Annotated in this window: 15 protein-coding genes and 1 tRNA gene; 9 read left to right on the top strand and 7 right to left on the bottom strand. The window is 44.4% G+C overall.

The window, feature by feature from the left end; genetic code table 11:
* Positions 1-96: 96 nt before the first annotated feature.
* Together gltX and ACM0OZ_RS35660 are read right to left on the bottom strand one after the other, a co-directional pair.
* Positions 97-1,539: a glutamate--tRNA ligase gene (gltX, locus tag ACM0OZ_RS35665; protein ID WP_414587566.1), complete on the bottom strand. Its 1,443-nt coding sequence runs from the start codon at positions 1,537-1,539 to the stop codon at positions 97-99.
* Between the two features lie 116 nt (positions 1,540-1,655).
* A tRNA-Asp gene (locus tag ACM0OZ_RS35660) sits at positions 1,656-1,729 on the bottom strand.
* A gap of 456 nt (positions 1,730-2,185) precedes the next feature.
* Here ACM0OZ_RS35660 and ACM0OZ_RS35655 point away from each other — a divergent pair.
* Positions 2,186-2,776 carry a single-stranded DNA-binding protein gene (locus ACM0OZ_RS35655; RefSeq protein ID WP_414587565.1) on the top strand — a complete coding sequence of 197 codons (591 nt, stop codon included), beginning with the start codon at positions 2,186-2,188 and terminating at the stop codon, positions 2,774-2,776.
* A 184-nt stretch (positions 2,777-2,960) separates the two neighbouring features.
* Here the strand turns inward: ACM0OZ_RS35655 and ACM0OZ_RS35650 are convergent, their stop codons facing one another.
* Entirely contained in the window at positions 2,961-3,104 is a 144-nt protein-coding gene (locus tag ACM0OZ_RS35650) for a hypothetical protein (protein WP_414587564.1), read from the bottom strand.
* A gap of 233 nt (positions 3,105-3,337) precedes the next feature.
* Between ACM0OZ_RS35650 and ACM0OZ_RS35645 the strand changes: the two genes are divergently transcribed.
* Entirely contained in the window at positions 3,338-5,224 is a 1,887-nt protein-coding gene (locus ACM0OZ_RS35645; RefSeq protein WP_414587562.1) for an ABC transporter ATP-binding protein, read from the top strand.
* Between the two features lie 239 nt (positions 5,225-5,463).
* Here ACM0OZ_RS35645 and ACM0OZ_RS35640 read toward each other — a convergent pair whose 3' ends face one another.
* A complete protein-coding gene (locus ACM0OZ_RS35640; RefSeq protein WP_414587561.1) occupies positions 5,464-5,838 on the bottom strand; it encodes a response regulator in 375 nt (124 codons plus the stop codon).
* A gap of 71 nt (positions 5,839-5,909) precedes the next feature.
* Positions 5,910-6,326: a hypothetical protein gene (locus ACM0OZ_RS35635; protein WP_414587560.1), complete on the bottom strand. Its 417-nt coding sequence runs from the start codon at positions 6,324-6,326 to the stop codon at positions 5,910-5,912.
* 268 nt (positions 6,327-6,594) lie between these two features.
* Here ACM0OZ_RS35635 and ACM0OZ_RS35630 point away from each other — a divergent pair, with 268 nt between their 5' ends.
* The 5 genes from ACM0OZ_RS35630 to ACM0OZ_RS35610 all read left to right on the top strand — a co-directional run bounded on the left by ACM0OZ_RS35630 (position 6,595) and on the right by ACM0OZ_RS35610 (position 13,636).
* The gene (locus tag ACM0OZ_RS35630; protein WP_414587559.1) at positions 6,595-6,975 is read left to right on the top strand and encodes a hypothetical protein; all 381 of its coding nucleotides are present in this window, start codon (positions 6,595-6,597) and stop codon (positions 6,973-6,975) included.
* Positions 6,976-7,149: 174 nt separating this feature from the next.
* Complete coding sequence (locus ACM0OZ_RS35625) at positions 7,150-7,512, top strand: hypothetical protein (protein ID WP_414587558.1); 363 nt, start codon at positions 7,150-7,152, stop codon at positions 7,510-7,512.
* 542 nt (positions 7,513-8,054) lie between these two features.
* The gene (locus tag ACM0OZ_RS35620; protein ID WP_414587557.1) at positions 8,055-9,101 is read left to right on the top strand and encodes a chemotaxis protein CheB; all 1,047 of its coding nucleotides are present in this window, start codon (positions 8,055-8,057) and stop codon (positions 9,099-9,101) included.
* Positions 9,102-10,006: 905 nt separating this feature from the next.
* Positions 10,007-11,860, top strand: a complete 1,854-nt coding sequence (locus ACM0OZ_RS35615) for a CheR family methyltransferase (RefSeq protein ID WP_414587556.1) — start codon at positions 10,007-10,009, stop codon at positions 11,858-11,860.
* A 453-nt stretch (positions 11,861-12,313) separates the two neighbouring features.
* Positions 12,314-13,636: an ATP-binding protein gene (locus ACM0OZ_RS35610; RefSeq protein WP_414587555.1), complete on the top strand. Its 1,323-nt coding sequence runs from the start codon at positions 12,314-12,316 to the stop codon at positions 13,634-13,636.
* A gap of 89 nt (positions 13,637-13,725) precedes the next feature.
* Here the strand turns inward: ACM0OZ_RS35610 and rsmH are convergent, their stop codons facing one another.
* Positions 13,726-14,613, bottom strand: coding sequence for a 16S rRNA (cytosine(1402)-N(4))-methyltransferase RsmH (gene rsmH / locus ACM0OZ_RS35605; RefSeq protein ID WP_414587554.1), 888 nt, complete (start codon positions 14,611-14,613; stop codon positions 13,726-13,728).
* Positions 14,614-14,764: 151 nt separating this feature from the next.
* Here rsmH and ACM0OZ_RS35600 point away from each other — a divergent pair, with 151 nt between their 5' ends.
* Positions 14,765-15,949 (top strand): NAD(P)H-quinone oxidoreductase subunit H, encoded by a 1,185-nt coding sequence (locus ACM0OZ_RS35600; RefSeq protein ID WP_414587553.1) that lies wholly within the window; start codon positions 14,765-14,767, stop codon positions 15,947-15,949.
* Between the two features lie 261 nt (positions 15,950-16,210).
* On the opposite strand, the gene ACM0OZ_RS35595 is transcribed toward ACM0OZ_RS35600, so the two are convergent.
* Positions 16,211-16,633: an EamA family transporter gene (locus ACM0OZ_RS35595; RefSeq protein ID WP_414587552.1), complete on the bottom strand. Its 423-nt coding sequence runs from the start codon at positions 16,631-16,633 to the stop codon at positions 16,211-16,213.
* Between the two features lie 75 nt (positions 16,634-16,708).
* On the opposite strand from ACM0OZ_RS35595, the gene ACM0OZ_RS35590 reads away from it, so the two are divergent.
* Positions 16,709-17,959, top strand: a complete 1,251-nt coding sequence (locus ACM0OZ_RS35590) for a class I SAM-dependent methyltransferase (protein WP_414587551.1) — start codon at positions 16,709-16,711, stop codon at positions 17,957-17,959.
* The last annotated feature ends 100 nt before the right edge of the window (positions 17,960-18,059 follow it).

The following is an 18,059-nucleotide window of genomic DNA, read 5'->3' as shown; positions in this document are numbered from 1 at the left end:
CAATTTATCCATAGAACTAAATTTATTCTATAAACAAGGGCGCATATTTGTGCGCCCCCATTATCCATAACTTTGATTCTCAAATTATGCTTGCTGCTAACTTGCAACTTCTACTGCTTGAAGCAAGCGCGGCTTATCTAAACCAATTTGATTCAAAAGCAACCACGATTGGATCAAGTCCGGACCGTGCAAATCCCCAGTTAAGCCAGATCGGAGTGCTTTCATGACCAAGCCTTTCTTGACGTTTTGTTCTTTCACCACCTGCTTAATAATTTCTTGAGCGCTGGCTTCAGTGAGTTGATGATTTTCCAAAGCAGCGATCACACCTTTGAGAGTGGCGCTAGAACCTTCCTGTTTTAATTGAGCACTTGCTTCGTCACTAAATTCAACTGTTTCGGTAAAAAATAGTTTGCTCATAGCGACTGCATCCACAAGGCGAGTCAAACTCGGACCAATTAAAGTGACGAGCTGTTCTATCCAAGGACGCTCACGTCCTCCTGTAAATTGATACCCAGCTTCTTCCCAAAAGGGTATCAGCAAATCGGTCAGCTTATCCACTGGCATACTGTGAATGTACTGACTATTTATCCAATCGAGCTTCGCCCAGTCAAACTTTGCCCCAGCTTTATTAACGCGCTCAAAGCTAAATTGCTTGGCTGCTTCTTCCAAGGTAAAAATTTCCTGAGTCGAGTCTGGCGCAGACCAACCCAGCAATGTCATGTAATTTGCCAAACCTTCAGCGGTAAAGCCCATTCGCTTAAAGTCAGAAATGGATGTGACTCCATCGCGCTTGGAAAGCTTGCGTCCTTCCTGATTCAAAATTAGAGGTGTATGAGCAAACTCTGGCACTTTTGCGCCAAAAGCTTCATACAGCAGAATTTGCTTAGCGGTGTTGGCGATGTGGTCTTCTCCCCGGATGACATGAGTCATTTGCATATCCATGTCATCCACCACAACAGCAAAATTGTACAGTGGCAAACCAATACCATCTGCTGCGGCGCGAGCGATCACCATATCACCGCCTAAATCGCTTCCTCGCCAAACCATCTTTCCCCGTACCAAGTCATTCCAGACAATTTCCCGCTCATCTTCAATTTTGAAGCGAATCACAAAGTTACGTCCTTCAGCTTTGTATGCGGCTTCTTGTTCTGGTGTCAGGTTGCGGTGACGGTTATCATAGCGAGGAGCTTCATTTCTCGCTTTTTGAGCTTCACGCAGTGCTTCTAATTCTTCTGCTGTGGTGTAGCAGCGATAAGCTAATCCTTTATCAAACAAGGTTTGAACCGCTTGTTTATAAAGTTCCAAACGCTTGGTTTGAAAAAATGGTCCGTCATCCCAATTTAGTCCCAGCCAGCGCAGCCCTTCGAGAATATTTTCTGTGTATTCCGGACGCGATCGCTCGCTATCTGTGTCTTCAATTCGCAGGATAAACTCACCGCCGTGGTGGCGGGCAAACAACCAGTTAAATACAGCCGTCCTGGCTGTACCAATATGTAAATTCCCAGTTGGACTGGGGGCAATACGGACTCTAACAGTCACAATGTTTTCTCTCTTGTCTCTAAAGCACGTCTCATGTAGCTTATATTAAGCCTTATGCAATGAGTGCTGAGTATTGAGTCATTTCTACTCTCTACGTCACCACTCATAACTTTCAACGGGACTGACGGGGCTCGAACCCGCAACTTCCGCCGTGACAGGGCGGTGCTCTAACCAATTGAACTACAGTCCCTTATTTGCAGTCCCTTAATTGGCAACTTTCTTATTATTACTATTCTTTTGACGATTGTCAAGTGTTTTTACATCTAAAATTTTGCAACTCGATTCGCCATAATTTTTACCTCCACGCTTCACCCTAAATAATTAAGAATTCTTTTATGGTACAATTATACTAATTCAAGTGTCAAGTTCAATGCTTTTTGGAGTCAGGTGAAGGTTGGGAACAGGGTAATGACCTCTGTTCGCGACACTCGCTTGGCTTTTATGCTAAAAGTGACTAAAAACTGAGAGCAGAACTAAGCTTTTTTGCTGAAAATTGTAAATCAAGCTCGATATTTTAATTTATCTAGCTCCACAACCCAAAATGCAAATTTCCTCATCCACCTTTTCCCATATACCATCGCTTAGAAAGAGGTCTGCATCTTTTCCAATCACTGAGTATTTTATTTTATAAGGAGGATTTGATTGAATGAATAGTTGCATATTGTTGGCGGAAATTATCCAAGAGCCACAACTTCGTTTTACAGCTGATAACTTGGAAGTGACTGAAATGCTGGTACAGTTTTCCTCTGTACGGGAGGGAGAACCACCAGGAACCTTAAAAGTCGTAGGCTGGGGGAACTTGGCAAAAGAAATTCAGCAAAACTATCGCCAAGGCGATCGCGTCTTACTCGAAGGACGTTTAAGTATGAATACTATTGAACGTCCAGAAGGCTTCAAAGAAAAACGTGCTGAATTGACAGTGCAAAAGATTCACTCTTTGGGAACAGCTATCAATACCACTTCCTCACCATCGGTTGTGCAAACGCAATCAACAACTGACAGTTCCTTGCGACGAGAAGCGTCCTCAAAAGTGTCCTCACCTGTGGCGTCTCCTGCAAAAGCAACTGCGACTTATGAGTCGCCCCTTCCCACCTCTACTGCAGCAACAAGCAGTGTTGGCGTTGTTCCTGAAGATGAGATAGAGCAACAAGCTATACCCCAAAGTAAAAATTTCGAGCGCAGCACTTATCCAGTCACGCCACCTGTAGAACCCGATCCGGACGACATTCCATTTTAACAAGGGATGAATTAAGGAGTGTAACGGATAAATGACGTGTAGGTTTCAGGAGATATACTGTTTTTCAGTTACTTATACTACAAGGGACAGCATTGTAGGAACACAATGCTTTTGTATTACACTTCATTGAAAAAGGCTATAAATTATCCGTTACATCCGTGACTTCATTTGTTGCAATGGCACTTTATAGCAATCCTAAATCATTTGTGTTGGCAAAGCCTGCGCTTGCGCTTAACTCTGTGTTGTCTCTTTTCTTGGCGTTCTTGGCGACGCCAGTCGCCTGCGGAGGGAAACCCTCCTGCAGCGCTGGCTCGTCTTGGCGGTTCATTTAAAGGTAATTTTCATAAATTCAGATAGGACTGCTATATACCCATCGTAGGCGATGCTCCTTCATGAGCCGCCCTGCATGGCGATCGCCACACTTTTAAACAAGCTCAAACAATAAAGATGTAACAATTAAAAACAAATATCGTCAAAAATTACATCAAAATCAATAAAAAAAATCAAAGTCGCTGTTAAAATCCAAATAATTTATAAGTCACGATTTAAACCCCAACTTCTATGAAAGAAACTATCCTAGATGTCCGCAATTTACAAGTTGAATATTCCGGTGACACCAAAATTGTCAAAGCTGTAGATGGGATTTCCTTTGAACTCAATCGAGGAGAAACTCTAGGAATAGTGGGGGAGTCGGGAAGCGGAAAATCAGTAACATCCCTAGCTATCATGGGGTTGATACAGAATCCTGGTCGAGTGAGTGGCGGTGAAATTTGGTTTCGTCCTCAGGAGAATAGCCCACCTATTAATTTAGCCCAGTTGCCTAGCGAGCAAATACAGGTCCACAGAGGCGGCGACATCGCGATGATTTTTCAAGAACCGATGAGTTCGCTTAATCCAGTTTACACAATTGGGTTTCAGATCACTGAAGCGATTTTGCGACACCAAAATGTTTCAGCATCAGAAGCACGACGACTTGCGATCGCCGGACTGCAAGAGGTAAAACTCCTTCCCAGCGATGAAGCCCTCAGGCAACAATATCTTGAGACTTGGAAACACACTTCTTTTGGTTCATCAACTCCAAACGAGCAAAAGATAGCACAGTTGGTGAAGGAACACAAAGAAGCAATCTTGGAACGGTACCCACATCAACTTTCTGGGGGACAATTGCAGCGGGTGATGATCGCAATGGCAATTTCCTGCAACCCCTTGGTTTTGATTGCAGATGAACCAACTACAGCATTGGATGTGACGGTACAAGCAACAATCTTGGACTTGCTGCGAGAATTGCAGCAGCGCCGGGAAATGGCAATGATTTTCATCACCCACGACTTAGGACTCATTTCAGAAATTGCCGACAAAGTCGCGGTGATGTACAGAGGCAAAATTGTCGAATACAATTCGGCAGATCAAATTTTTGCAAATCCTCAACATCCATACACAAAAGGCTTGGTTGCTTGTCGTCCCACCTTGAACCGCCGTCCACATAAACTGCTGACAGTTTCCGATTATATGAATGTGGAGGAAACGCCAACGGGAGATTTGCTGATTCAGGCGAAACAACCCGAACAACCTGTGGAAGTGACGACGCAAGAGATTAATCAAAGATTGCAAATTTTAGAACAGCAGCAACCTTTGTTGCAAGTCCGCGAACTTAAGGTTGGTTTCCCTGTCAAAGGTGTTTTTGGTGGCACAAAACGTTATTTTATGGCAGTGAATAACGTTTCCTTTGATGTCAAAAAAGGAGAAACGCTCGGATTGGTGGGAGAATCGGGTTGCGGCAAAACGACCCTTGGCAGAACGTTGATCCGATTAATCGAACCAATGGGGGGTCAAATCCTGTTTGAGGGACAAGACATTACCAACCTCAAAGGCAAACCGTTGCAGCAGTTGCGGCGAGAAATGCAAATTATTTTCCAAAATCCATTCAGCGCCCTTGATCCACGCTTCAAGGTTGGGGAAGCAATTATGGAACCATTGGTCATTCACTCGATTGGTAAGACAAAGCAACAACGGCGAGAACGTGTTGCTTACCTCCTAGAACGGGTGGGATTGACTGTAGACGCCATGAACCGCTATCCTCACCAGTTTTCTGGTGGACAACGTCAGCGGATTTGTATCGCCCGTTCTTTGGCATTAAATCCCAAATTCATTATCTGCGATGAATCGGTTTCCGCCCTCGATGTGTCGGTGCAGGCACAGGTGCTGAATCTACTCAAAGAGTTGCAAGATGAATTTGGGTTAACTTACATCTTTATTTCCCACGATTTGAGCGTCGTGAAATTTATGAGCGATCGCATTTTGGTAATGAATCGTGGTGAAATAGTCGAACAAGGCACAGCGGAGAGTATTTACCGTGAACCTAAAGAGGAATACACTCAGAAGCTGATTGCCTCAATTCCTACTGGAAGTGCCGAACGTGTGCGACAACGGCAAGTCCGGGCGTTGTGATCGTTCTAGTAGTTTATGTCATTAATTTTCATATGTCGTAGGGGTCAGATCCCCGACTTCTTTAAGAAGTCGGGGATCTTGTAACCCATTAGAATTAATGACATGAGCCACTAGTAGAAGTGCTTGGCTAACAGAAATTATGATAGTTGTATAAGTTTGTAGTAAGGACTTTAGTCCTAGACTCTTTGAGCGATCGCAGCACTCATTACGAAGCCTTCAAAACAAATGCGTTCTTACCACTAGCTCAGAATTTCCCTGATTTTTGCCAGTAATAAATCAAAGTCGATGGGCTTACGGATAAAGCCATTTGCGCCTATTTCTAATCCTTCTACCACACTCACCTCGTCATAAGCTGTAATCAGCAAAATCGGAATGAAGGGTAGTTTGTCATTTTGGCGGATAGATTTTGTAACTTCATAGCCGCTCATATCTGGCATCATGACATCTAGCAGCAATAAATCAGGTGGTGAAGCCTCAATCATCGCTAAGGCTAAAGAAGCATCTAAAGCAGTATCAATGTCATACCCCTCGGCTTCTAAAACTGTTTGAAGTAAAAATAAATTATCGGCGACATCATCCACAACCAGAATTCGGTGACGTTTAGAAAACAGCATAAAACGGAAACCATTACGGTTCAATGATGTACATTTACGCTCCTGACTGTCATTATGAACAATAATGACAGTCACCAGAGCAAAGTTGGTCGGATTCCCTGTTTAACTGGGCTGTCATTCCATCCGCCCAAACACTTTAAATCTACACGACTTATGCACTTTTTCGGGTCAAGAAATGGGCAGGTAAATATTTCTACCTCAATGATGCCTGTGGTATCTCGAAAAACCGCCCATTGCTGACAATTCGCCTGAATTTCGTCTTGAATCTGTTGTCCTAAATGCTCGTAGTAAACAATCACACTCACCCACCTAGAAATACCTTGTTCCATGACTTCCATCTCCGACTCCAGCAACATAGCCTGAATCTTCGCATTCTCAAACAGGCTGACAAACTCCTCTAACACATACTGCTTTAATACAGTAGCAGTCCTCTTTTTAGCAACCTTTAATTGGAGTTTGAGCCCATCATTAGAGTCAGAGTTAAGCATAGTTTTGTACTTAGTTAAGTTTGAATCAAGAAGACGAAAGCAAAAAACGTAGGTGCTTGTCCAGAAAGGTTGTTACGACTGCCCAATCTTGCATACGAGCTAGGTTGGTTTATCAGTGATCGTTGAACTCTGTACTCGCGCTCAACCTGTGAAGCAGTAAACGCAATGTTTTTTGATTACTAATAATCTTTAGCTTACACTTAACTTGTACAAGTTTAGAAAACTTGTACAAGTTCATGATGATGCATACATTTGTACAGGTTAACCTATGTTAGATAGTCCCCCACGTGGTAAGCGAGGACCGGCTCCTTCATGGAAGCTTGGCAGAACTCGGGCTATTAGGGTACCAATTATCTTAGCTGATGCTTTACTCAGTTTGGCTAGGCAAATAGATAATGGTGAAGTGAGTCTAGCTGATGCCTTCCCAACAAAGTCGGATGAACAGGTTCCCGACGTTTTGGTTGTTCAAAGCGAGAATGAAAAAGGCTCTCAAGACGAACAAACTTCAAAACAGCATACTTTAGGTATTACGCGTGCTGAGGCTGAAGCTATATATGCCAAAGCTCAGCTTAACTTTGTTAAAACTCAAGCTCTCTTTGTTTACGCTCAAAAGAATCTATTTAGGAACAATCGCAAACCGGAGAAATAGCGCAAAAAAGTTGAGTACGAATCGTAATTTGTACCTAGGATTTTGGACATTGCCACGCGCCAACGCTTCACTACCATAAACGTAGTTCTTGATAAAATATAAGTTAGATCAAGGGCAATGCTTGGGTTTCTAAAACATAAATCTTGATAATTTAAGAAGTAAAAAAGAAAAGTTATGCATAGAGTTTCTGACAAGAGCATCCAAGCGGCACAAGAACACGCACTGCTGGCGAAAAAACATGGTTTGATAGTCGAGAGGTGTGGTAAAGTTTTGCAAAAACGTAGCGACCAGTCACTAGAGGAATGCGGTCATTTTCTTGAAGAGTACGGAACGCTGATACAGTATTACGCACAACTATCCTACCACTATGCACAGTCATTGCATTCGCAGGATGATGCCCAGTCACTCTATTTATATCAACAGGCTGTAGAAGCGCACGTTAACGCAACACAAGTCCATATTCAGGCAGTCAATGCATACACATACGAAGTCGAAAAAGTCCTGAAGACAATTGACCGAAAAAGAACTCCGCAGTGAGGAACTCAGTGGACAGAATGTTGAGCAGCCCAAGCTGAGTTCTTCTTAACTGCACGGCAAACGTTTGTAGTTTACTTAACTTGGGATAAATCTACTTTAAGCTAGGGGAGCAAGTTTCCCCATTTTGCTAGCTTAATATTTAGCACAGTGAGATTTTTGCGTTGCTCCAATGAGTCAGGGACTCCTAGTTGAGAGCAAACCCCACGAATAAATTCGGGGGCTTGCAGTTAACGCGACCTGACCAGCTTAAGCTCATAAACGGGCTACGTTTAGAGGAAGTGCTAAAAGTCCCACCTACAAATGCTTGCCAGTTTGTAGCTCTGGAACCAAGCGATTAAACAAGTTTAAGGGAGTTAAGCTAGTGTCGCTTGGAGTCAGCCGACTCTAAACATTAGCGAGGCAAACTTTACCCAGAAATGCGGTATCTCGGAAACGAGAATTAGGGATAAGTATGACGGGAAATAAATTTCCCGTCGGGCTTCATCCCCATAAATGAAATTTAGGGGCTTCCGCCCTTTGATGTCGGTGAGGAATCATAGAAAATGCCCAGACACGATATTATCGTTGTCGGAGCATCGGCTGGCGGAGTTGAAGCGCTGACTTATCTAGTCAAGCATTTACCACCAGACTTAAATGCTGCGATACTTATTGTCCTTCACGTTCCGGCTCACGGCACGAGTGTTTTGCCGCGTATTCTGGAACGCGCGGGAAACTTGCCAGCGTCCCACGCCAAAAATAACGAAGCAATCCGTCCCGGACGGATCTACATCGCTCCGCCAGATTACCACCTACTGGTGAAACCAGGATATATCCACTTATTGCGCGGTCCACGAGAAAACAGCCATCGCCCAGCCATCGATCCGCTGTTTCGCACCGCTGCACGAGCCTACGGGCGGCGAGTTGTCGGCGTGGTGCTAACGGGTGTGCTTGACGACGGCACAGCGGGACTCAGCGCGGTAAAAATGCGGGATGGTGTGGCGGTTGTGCAGCACCCTGATGATGCAATGTATTCTGGAATGCCACGCAGTGCGATCGCCAACGTAGATGACATTGACCATATCTTGCCACTGTCGGAGATTCCAAATGCCTTGGTAGTTCTTGCCAACACGCCTGTGCCAGCAGAACCAGAAAAACCTGTTTCTCAAGAGATGGAAATTGAATCTGAACTGGCGGAAGTGAATATGACAGTTTTAAACCAGGACGAGCGACCAGGTAAACCATCTTCTTTCGCTTGTCCTGACTGCGGTGGTACGCTGTGGGATCTTTCGGAAGGAGATTTGTTGCGGTTCCGGTGTCGCACTGGTCACGCTTTCTCGGCAGAAACTCTGCTGGCAAACCAGTCTGATGCCTTGGAAGATGCGTTGTGGATAGCCCTGAGAGCACTAGAGGAAAAATCATCTTTATCACGTCGTATGGCTGGGCGAATGCGCGATCGCAACCAAAGTCTGTCAGCCAAACGATTAGAACAGGAGGCTCACGACGCTCAACAGCAAGCCGCCGTCATCCGGGATGTCCTTTTAAAGGGCAATGGCAGACCCAAGGCAAACATGGCTCAAGATGAAGACATAGGAGCGACTGATAACATCTAACGACTGTTTATTGCCTTCAGTGATTCACAATTGCCCAAGAGGCACTGGGCAAAAGCGCGATGGCGCAAAGCGATCGCCTGTTGCTTTCCTTGTTTGACCTCTCTCCAAACCTCTCCCCTACAAGGGGAGAGGCTTAAAACTCAATACGCTTGGTGATAAGACCACAACCCTTATTAGGAACACAATGTAGAGACGCTTCAAACAGCGCGTCTCTACACACATGATTTTTTACACATTAACCTTAACTGAACCGTATTGGCTTAAAACTCTGATTTTTACATTGCTCTGGTGAGCAAAGTATCTTTGAGATTTTCACCCAAGCTGCTTTAAGTAGGTTTGTAGAATTAAAATGAACCATCGTAGTACGATAGAAAGCGCGATCGCGTAACCGATGCTGCTCAAAGGGTTGATGCCCTGCGGCTGCGCCTAACACATCCTACGTTTAATTATGTCCGCTTACTTACAGCGCTTATTCTTATGATTAGACCAGAAATATTTGGGTGTTCTTTGCCCTAAAAGGTTGCGTCATGGGCATTTGAAATATTGCTTATCCTACTTATATCATAGGAAAACGTTGTAATAGTCAACTAGTAAATTTAAAGGTCATTTATAAAGTGAACTACCTACAGTTCTATTTTGAATTGTTATAGCAATTCTGTATGAAGATGCGCATAACAAGACCCCCTGTAGTCCCGCGCTGGCATTGGGGGTAGGAGAGCGCCGGGGGTAAATATATGCCGCTTTACAAAGAAACGGTATTACAGCAATTTTCAAATAAATGAACCATATATCTAAAATTTAAATTTCTGTAATTAAAGTGCATGGACTTTCATTAGAATGTGGTCTATTTAAATACAAACGGCTGTATGTAAAATCTAAAATCGAAAATTATATATTTATAAAATATGAGTAATACGGAACTAAATCCCGACTTAGAAAACCTTTTAGAATACATAAAACGTAACCGTGGTTTTGATTTTAGTGGCTACAAGCGGACAACCTTAACGCGGCGAATTCGCAAACGTATGCAGTCCGTTGGTGTTGAAAGCTACAGTGATTATCTTGACTACTTGGAAGTCCACCCAAACGAGTTTGTTGAGCTGTTCAACACGATTTTGATCAACGTCACGACCTTCTTTCGAGATCCACAGGCTTGGGAGTATATAGCTAGTGAGATTATTCCTCAAATCATTGCAAGCAAGCAGCCAAGCAAATCGGTAAGGATCTGGAGTGCCGGATGCGCTTCTGGAGAAGAAACTTACACCATAGCGATGTTGCTAGCTGAGGCGCTAGGTATTGAAGAATACACAAAGCAGGTGAAAGTCTTTGCCACCGATGTAGACGTGGATGCCCTCAACTACGCTCGCCTAGCAAATTACAACTCTAAGGAAGTGCAGAATGTTCCTTTGCAGCTACTGGACAAGTACTTTGAGCGAGTTAATGGTCGCTACGTGGTGCAAAAACAACTGCGGCGCGGTGTGATCTTTGGTCGTCATGACTTGGTGCAGGATGCACCAATCTCAAAGATTGACTTGCTCATCTGCCGCAACACCATCATGTATTTTAATAGCGAAACCCAAGCCAAAATTCTTGCTCGGTTTCACTTTGCCCTAAATAATAACGGCTTTCTGTTTTTGGGTAAAGCAGAAATGTTGTTTAGCCGCAACCACTCGTATACACCTGTGGATTTGCGGCAAAGGGTGTTCACCAAAGTCGGTAATAGCAGTATGCGCGACCTGCTATTGAACATGGCTGACTCTAAGAGTCAACAAGTTATCCCAGAAATGGTTAACAAGCTCCGCATTTATGAAGCTGGCTTCGAGGTTGATCCGCTTGCCCAAATCGTAGTCGATAGCAACAGCATAGTCATCCTAGCCAACGCCGAAGCCCGAAATTTGTTTAATCTCAATTTGAAAGACATTGGTCGCTCGTTTCAAGATTTAGAACTTTCCTACCGACCGATAGATCTGCGATCGCCCATCGACCAAGTTCACAGCAATCGTCGCACCATCACTTTAAAAGACGTTGAATGGTCAATCGCCGAGTTCGCAACCAGATATCTCGACGTCCAAATCGCACCACTGTTGGACGAGAATACTGAGGAACTGCTCGCTATAAAAATCACTTTCACCGACGTAACAAACGTTAAACAACTACAGCAAGATCTGGTTCACACAAACCAAGAACTGGAAACAGCATATGAGGAACTTCAGTCCACCAACGAAGAACTGGAAACGACCAACGAGGAACTTCAGTCCACAGTCGAGGAACTGGAAACCACCAACGAAGAACTTCAGTCCACCAACGAAGAACTAGAAACAATGAACGAAGAACTGCAATCCACCAACGAGGAATTGCAGACAATCAACGAAGAACTGCACCAGCGCAGCGAGGAACTCAACCAAGTCAACACCTTTTTAGAGTCCATACTCACCAGCCTCCGCGCCGGAGTTGTCGTTCTCAGTAACGACTTGCAAATCCTAATCTGGAACCATAAAGCCGAAGATATGTGGGGTTTGCGCTTTGATGAAGTTTTTTCCAAGCAGTTGATAAGCTTGGATATTGGTTTGCCCATAGAGCCACTGATCCAGCCACTGCAAGCAATTATTAGTGGCGAATCAGAAAATCATGAAGTGGTACTCAACGCAATAAACCGCCGGGGTAAGGCGATCGCATGCCAAGTAGTTTGTACACCGCTACAAAGCAGGGACTCAGACATCAAAGGAGTGATTTTAGTGATGCAACAACAGCAACAGTAATAGTCGGCTTTGTTGTCCCGGACATAATTTGACTCTAAGAGGATGTTTGAGAAGTATCAACTATTTTACTTGATCCCCCCTACCCCCTTAAAAAGGGGGGGTAAAAGTCCCCCTTTTTAAGGGGAGCCACTGGGTTGGGCGGGTTCCCCGACAGTCCCGCAAGTGGCGTGGATTTAGGGGGATCATCGATAAATGTTGGTAGAATAGGGTACTTTCCAAACATCCTCTCAGCAAACAAGGGTCCCCAATCCCTAATCCTCAATCTCCAGTCCCCTTCACCCGAACGACGGACTCCTAAGTTGCCAGCTTTATTTCGTTGGATAGAGAAAAGTCACCCAGAGGAATAGTCAACAGTCATTAGAGTTATTATCGGATTTATAACCAGCTAGATAGATACTAGAGATTGGCACGATAAGTATCGTGATTGGTGGAGGAGACAAGAAGAGGTGCGCAGTGAATCTGGACAAGTTTGGTCAGCAAATACAAGAAGTACTCCACCGCAGCCAATTCTTAGAAGATTGCGTGAGCGAATCACCTAGGCAACATGAACATTTGCTAGCGCAAGCTTTCGAGGAACTTCGCACCGCCTTAGAAGAATTGCGCGTGGCTGAGGAAGAATTGCGGCAGCAGAATGAGCAGTTAGTTCTTGCTCGGCAAGAAGTAGAAGTAGAGCGCTTGCGCTACCAAGAATTGTTCGAGTTTGCCCCTGATGGCTATCTTGTCACAGATACCTACGGCAAGATTTTGGAAGCTAACCGCGCTGCTGCAACTGTGCTGAACATATCAAAAAATTATTTGATAGGCAAAACGTTGAGCAGCTTTATCCCTGAGGAAGAACGTTATGCCTTTCGTACCCAACTCACACACCTGCGCGAGATAGAGCAAATACAAGAGTGGGAAATCCGCTTGCAACCGCGAAGAGGTCATATCTTTGACGCCAGTTTAAATGTCACCACTATCAAGGATAAACAAGGTAACCCTCTGGGCTGGCGTTGGTTGGTACGGGACATTACTGCTCGCAAGCAAGCAGAGGCAAAACTGCAAGCGATTCAACTTCAGAATATGCAGCTGCAAGAAGTTGCACGGATAAGAACCCAAATCATGTCAGTTCTATCCCACGAGTTGCGGACACCGATGAATTCAATTCTCGGGTTTTCCCAGTTGCTGTTGCGCCGCTACTACCATCTGTTCCCCCCAGAAATCAGAGATATGGTAGAACGGATTATCAAAAGTGGTAAACACCTACTCACACTCATTGAGAGTATACTAGACTACTCCAAGCTAGAGTCAGATAAGCTAGAACTGAAATTACAAGAGCTTAACTTAGTCGAGCTAGTGACAGCAACCACAGAAGAACTGCGTTTGCTTGCCGAACAGAAAAACTTAGCCTTGGTTGTCCACTCAAATCTCGAAAACCCCAGAATCATCAACGACAGCGTTCGCTTGCGGCAAGTGCTGGTGAACCTCATTTCCAACGCTATTAAGTTTACAGAAACTGGTGGCGTATTTGTGGAAGTACAGCAACTCAATCCCAACCGAGTCGTATTGATGGTCAAAGATACAGGCATTGGCATCCCAGAATCCGAGTTGACAAATATTTTCCAGGAATTTTGGCAAGTCGATAGATCTACCACACGCAAGCAGGGCGGCGTTGGTTTGGGGCTAGCGATTGTAGACAAATTGGTACGCTTAATGAAGGGAACGATCACCGTCAATAGCAACCTAGGTCAAGGTTCAACCTTCCGCGTAGAATTGCCACGCCAAATTTGTCATTAGTCATTAGTCATTAGTCATTAGTCATTAGTCATTATTCATTAGTCATTAGTCATTAGTCATTAGTCATTAGTTCTCCCTCCCTCACTCCCTCACTCCCTCCTCTCGGCTATCCTCAACTTTGCAGAACGAGCGCGGGTATTGTTGACAATTTCCTCTTCTTGTGCTTCTATCGGCTTTTTCGTTAAAACCTGCAACAAAGGCGAATCTTTAAAACTATGCTTGACTATGCGGTCTTCCAGGCTGTGAAAACTGATAATCGCAATTCTGCCACCTGGTACAAGCGCCTGTGGTGCTTTGCTCAAGAAAGTTTCTAGCGATTTTAACTCATCGTTGACCACAATTCGCAATGCTTGAAAAACACGCGTGGCAGGGTGAATTCTTGCGTAACGGTATTTGGGAGGGACAGAATAAGCGATCGCCTCTGCTAATTGTGTCGTCGTATCAAACGGACGTTGTTCTACAATACGTCTGGCAATGCGTCGGGATAATCGTTCCTCACCGTATTTAAAGAAAATTTCTGCTAATTGCGTCTCATCCCAGGAATTTATCACATCAGCAGCCGTAAGAGGTTGTCCCCTGTCCATCCGCATATCCAAACTTGCTTCCCGACGAAAACTAAAACCTCGTTCCGCCGTATCCAGATGGTGTGAGCTAACTCCTAAATCGCAGATTATACCATCAAAAGTACTCAATGGAAACTTGTAGGCAGCAAAGTTGCTATAAATAAATTTTACCCGTTCCCCAAACGCCGCTAATACCTTTTGCGCAGCTTCTAAAGCGTCCTCATCTTGGTCAATAGCCGTTACCCGAGTATCTGGTGCAGCTTCCAAAATCAAACGACTGTGACCGCCACCGCCTACCGTTGCATCCAAGTAATGCCCACCGGGACGCACAGCCAAACCCTCAATAACCTCCCGACTCAAGACAGGCACATGAAAAAATTCCTGTGCCTCCATTCCCTGTATCTCAAGCTCCATATAATAATAGTTGAATAAGTGCAATAAAACGAAACATCAAGTCAAAGCCCTCAACTGCCGACCTCTCTCCAACTTACCGCTTAGTTCGCTGTCTGTTGCGCCTGCGTGGTTCGATTTTAAAATTTTCCTAGACCGGAGAACACTCTATTTTATGGCAAGATTAGAAACCCGCACCGAACCCATGGTGCTAAACATGGGTCCTCACCACCCCTCAATGCACGGGGTGATGAGACTAATTGTCACTCTTGATGGCGAGGATGTGGTTGATTGTGAACCAGTCATCGGCTACTTACACCGGGGAATGGAAAAAATTGCGGAGAACCGCACCAACATTATGTACGTCCCCTACGTAAGTCGGTGGGACTACGCGGCGGGAATGTTCAACGAAGCCGTCACTGTAAATGCCCCAGAAAAACTGGCAAACATTCCCGTCCCCAAACGCGCCAGCTACATCCGCGTGATTATGCTGGAGTTGAACCGCATCGCCAACCACTTACTCTGGTTTGGTCCGTTCTTAGCTGACGTGGGCGCTCAAACTCCCTTTTTCTACCAATTCCGTGAACGGGAGATGATTTACGACTTGTGGGAAGCTGCGACGGGTTACCGGATGGTTAACCACAACTACTTCCGCATTGGTGGCGTAGCGGTTGACTTACCTTATGGTTGGATTGACAAGTGCTTAGACTTCTGCGACTACATATTACCCAAAATAGACGAGTACGAGCGCTTAGTGACCGACAACCCCATCTTCCGCCGTCGTGTTGAAGGTGTTGGCACCGTCACCCGTGAAGAAGCGATTAACTGGGGACTTTCTGGTCCAATGTTACGCGCCTCTGGTGTGAAGTGGGACTTGCGGAAAGTTGACCACTACGAATGCTACGACGATTTCGACTGGGACGTGCATTGGGAAACTGCTGGCGACTGCTTCGCCCGTTATGTAGTGCGGATGCGAGAAATGCGCGAATCCGTAAAAATTATCAGACAAGCCATCAAAGGACTTCCCGGTGGTCCTTACGAGAACTTGGAAGCTAAGCGTTTAGCAGCTGGTAAAAAATCTGAGTGGGATGGTCCTGATTATCAGTACGTCAGCAAAAAAATTGCTCCCACTTTCAAGATTCCCAAAGGCGAAATCTATGCCCGTGTAGAAAGTGGCAAAGGTGAACTGGGAATTTATCTGATTGGTGAAGATAACGTCTTCCCCGCACGATGGAAGATTCGCGCTGCCGATTTCAATAACGTCCAAATTGTGCCTCATTTACTCAAAGGTGTGAAGGTGGCGGATATTGTCGTCATTTTGGGTAGTGTTGACATCATTATGGGTTCTGTAGATAGATAATAGAATTCTGTTCCCAGGCAGCTTGCCTGGGAATGAGACTCTAGTGGTCTATGTCATTTCTTTTGATATGTCGTAGGGGTCAGATCCCCGACTTCTTAAAGAAGTCGGGGATCTTGTAACCCATGAGAATTAATGAAACAAACCACTAGGTTTTTTGCGTATTTTCGATGAAAAATTATTGTCTTAATAGATATAGTTGTTGCCGAATTAAAAACATCTAACCAGAGAAATACAAAAGAAAAATATTGTTTTCAATTTGACTCAACCATCCATCGAACACAGGATAATGGCTACTATGGCAAGTAGAATCCCAATGCCTTGTCTTAAAGTAATAGGCTCTTTGAAAATCAAAAAAGCCAGCAGGATGGTAATAGTGGGATATAAGGAAGTTAGGGGCAAGATAATTGAACTTGAAGCTTGATTAATAGCCACGAAGAAACATAATGTCGCTACAGTCCCACAAATACCCACTAAAAGTGCGTAGAAAATACCTCGACTGTCTGCCTGCAACCTAAAGCTATTACTGCATAATAAGACAAAACTCACTAAAAGACCTCCACTAACCTCATAAACCAATGCGCTTTTTGGGTCAATATAGTTGGTAGCCAGCTTACTGAAAAATCCCCACAAACCGTATAAAACGAGGGAAAGTAGTGTGTAGATAAGCCAATTGCCTGGAATCATTGAGTTTGTTTTGTGCAAAACTTTCTAATGGGCTCAACCTATCATTGCTATGACTGATAGTAACTCCGTAGTGTTATGAATTCTAATCCGGCTTTGTGTCAAGCGATCGCACACCACATCGCTACCAGTCCCCAAAAGCGAATAACTTTCGCCGAATTCATGGATATGGCATTATATCACCCTGAACTTGGTTACTATTCCACAAAGGCGGTGAACCTGGGAAAGCAGGGAGATTTTTTCACTTCTATTCACCTTGGCGCTGACTTTGGTGAATTGCTGGCGCTGCAATTTCTCGAAATGTGGGAGATTTTAGGGGAACCTGTACCGTTTTCTGTGGTAGAAATGGGAGCAGGTCAAGGACTTTTGGCTTTAGATATTCTTAAGTACATCCAGCAGCAGTACCCGGATTTTTTCAATGCTCTAGATTACGTCATTGTGGAAAAGTCTCTAGTCTTAAAGCAAGAACAGCAGCAACGCTTGCAAGAATTTTCTGTGCGCTGGTTCAATTTAGAAGAAATACCAAGTCAGTCTATCACTGGCTGCTTTTTTTCCAACGAATTGGTGGATGCAATGCCTGTGCATCAGTTTGTTCTACAACAAGGGAAACTGTGGGAGATTTATGTTACAACCCTGGAAAATGGAAAAGATGAGGGAGATGAGGGAGATGAGGGAGATGAGGGAGATGAGGGAGATGAAAAAGTAATCACTTCTCCCATTGCTCTGGTATCATTTGTAGAAATTCCAGGTACGCCCTCCACACCTAAGCTTGTAGAATATTTTGATTTTGTCGGAATAAATATTAGTGATTTACCTGTCAATTATCGTAGCGAAGTTAACTTAGCTGCTTTGGATTGGTTGAGTATGGTGGCAGACCGTTTGCAGCGTGGATATCTGTTAACTATTGATTATGGTTACCCTGCTAACCGTTACTATAATCCCAGGCGATCGCAAGGTACGCTACAGTGTTATTATCATCATCAACGTCATAATGACCCATATATTAATATTGGGCAACAAGATATCACGGCACACGTTGACTTTACCGCTTTGGAACGATGGGGTGAGCGGTGTGGATTAGATAAAGTTGGTTTTACCGAGCAAGCATTGTTTTTGATGGCTTTGGGGTTGGGAGAACGAATCGCCGCCCTATCGTATACACAACAACCCATCTCACAGTTGCTGCGCCGCCGGGATGTTCTACATCAGCTTTTAGATCCTTTGGGACTGGGTGGGTTTGGTGTCTTAGTTCAGCGCAAAGGACTGACAACTCAAGAAGCTGCACAACCTTTGAAAGGATTCAGCGTGCCAGAACAAATGAAAATGTGAAAAATAAAGCGCTATTAACAGTGTGTGAGTGATTGTTGATCTACCATAGCAGTGATTACATTGGAAATAATAATTTCAAAAGGGTAATAATTATGACTCC

It is taken from the genome of Scytonema sp. PCC 10023 (assembly GCF_963920835.1).
In the GTDB taxonomy this organism is placed as follows: domain Bacteria; phylum Cyanobacteriota; class Cyanobacteriia; order Cyanobacteriales; family Nostocaceae; genus Kalymmatonema.
The sequence above is the reverse complement of the archived record's forward strand: the minus strand, read 5'-3'. Positions and strand labels throughout refer to the sequence as shown.

Excerpts from the sequence above, each read along its gene's own strand:
- ACM0OZ_RS35645 (WP_414587562.1), top strand. The coding sequence starts at position 3,338 with ATGAAAGAAACTATCCTAGATGTCCGCAATTTACAAGTTGAATATTCC.
- ACM0OZ_RS35625 (WP_414587558.1), top strand. The coding sequence starts at position 7,150 with ATGCATAGAGTTTCTGACAAGAGCATCCAAGCGGCACAAGAACACGCA.
- ACM0OZ_RS35615 (WP_414587556.1), top strand. The coding sequence starts at position 10,007 with ATGAGTAATACGGAACTAAATCCCGACTTAGAAAACCTTTTAGAATAC.
- ACM0OZ_RS35650 (WP_414587564.1), bottom strand. The coding sequence starts at position 3,104 with ATGAACCGCCAAGACGAGCCAGCGCTGCAGGAGGGTTTCCCTCCGCAG.
- ACM0OZ_RS35620 (WP_414587557.1), top strand. The coding sequence starts at position 8,055 with ATGCCCAGACACGATATTATCGTTGTCGGAGCATCGGCTGGCGGAGTT.
- ACM0OZ_RS35635 (WP_414587560.1), bottom strand. The coding sequence starts at position 6,326 with ATGCTTAACTCTGACTCTAATGATGGGCTCAAACTCCAATTAAAGGTT.
- rsmH (WP_414587554.1), bottom strand. The coding sequence starts at position 14,613 with ATGGAGCTTGAGATACAGGGAATGGAGGCACAGGAATTTTTTCATGTG.
- ACM0OZ_RS35630 (WP_414587559.1), top strand. The coding sequence starts at position 6,595 with ATGTTAGATAGTCCCCCACGTGGTAAGCGAGGACCGGCTCCTTCATGG.
- ACM0OZ_RS35590 (WP_414587551.1), top strand. The coding sequence starts at position 16,709 with ATGAATTCTAATCCGGCTTTGTGTCAAGCGATCGCACACCACATCGCT.
- ACM0OZ_RS35595 (WP_414587552.1), bottom strand. The coding sequence starts at position 16,633 with ATGATTCCAGGCAATTGGCTTATCTACACACTACTTTCCCTCGTTTTA.
- ACM0OZ_RS35655 (WP_414587565.1), top strand. The coding sequence starts at position 2,186 with ATGAATAGTTGCATATTGTTGGCGGAAATTATCCAAGAGCCACAACTT.
- ACM0OZ_RS35600 (WP_414587553.1), top strand. The coding sequence starts at position 14,765 with ATGGCAAGATTAGAAACCCGCACCGAACCCATGGTGCTAAACATGGGT.
- ACM0OZ_RS35640 (WP_414587561.1), bottom strand. The coding sequence starts at position 5,838 with ATGCTGTTTTCTAAACGTCACCGAATTCTGGTTGTGGATGATGTCGCC.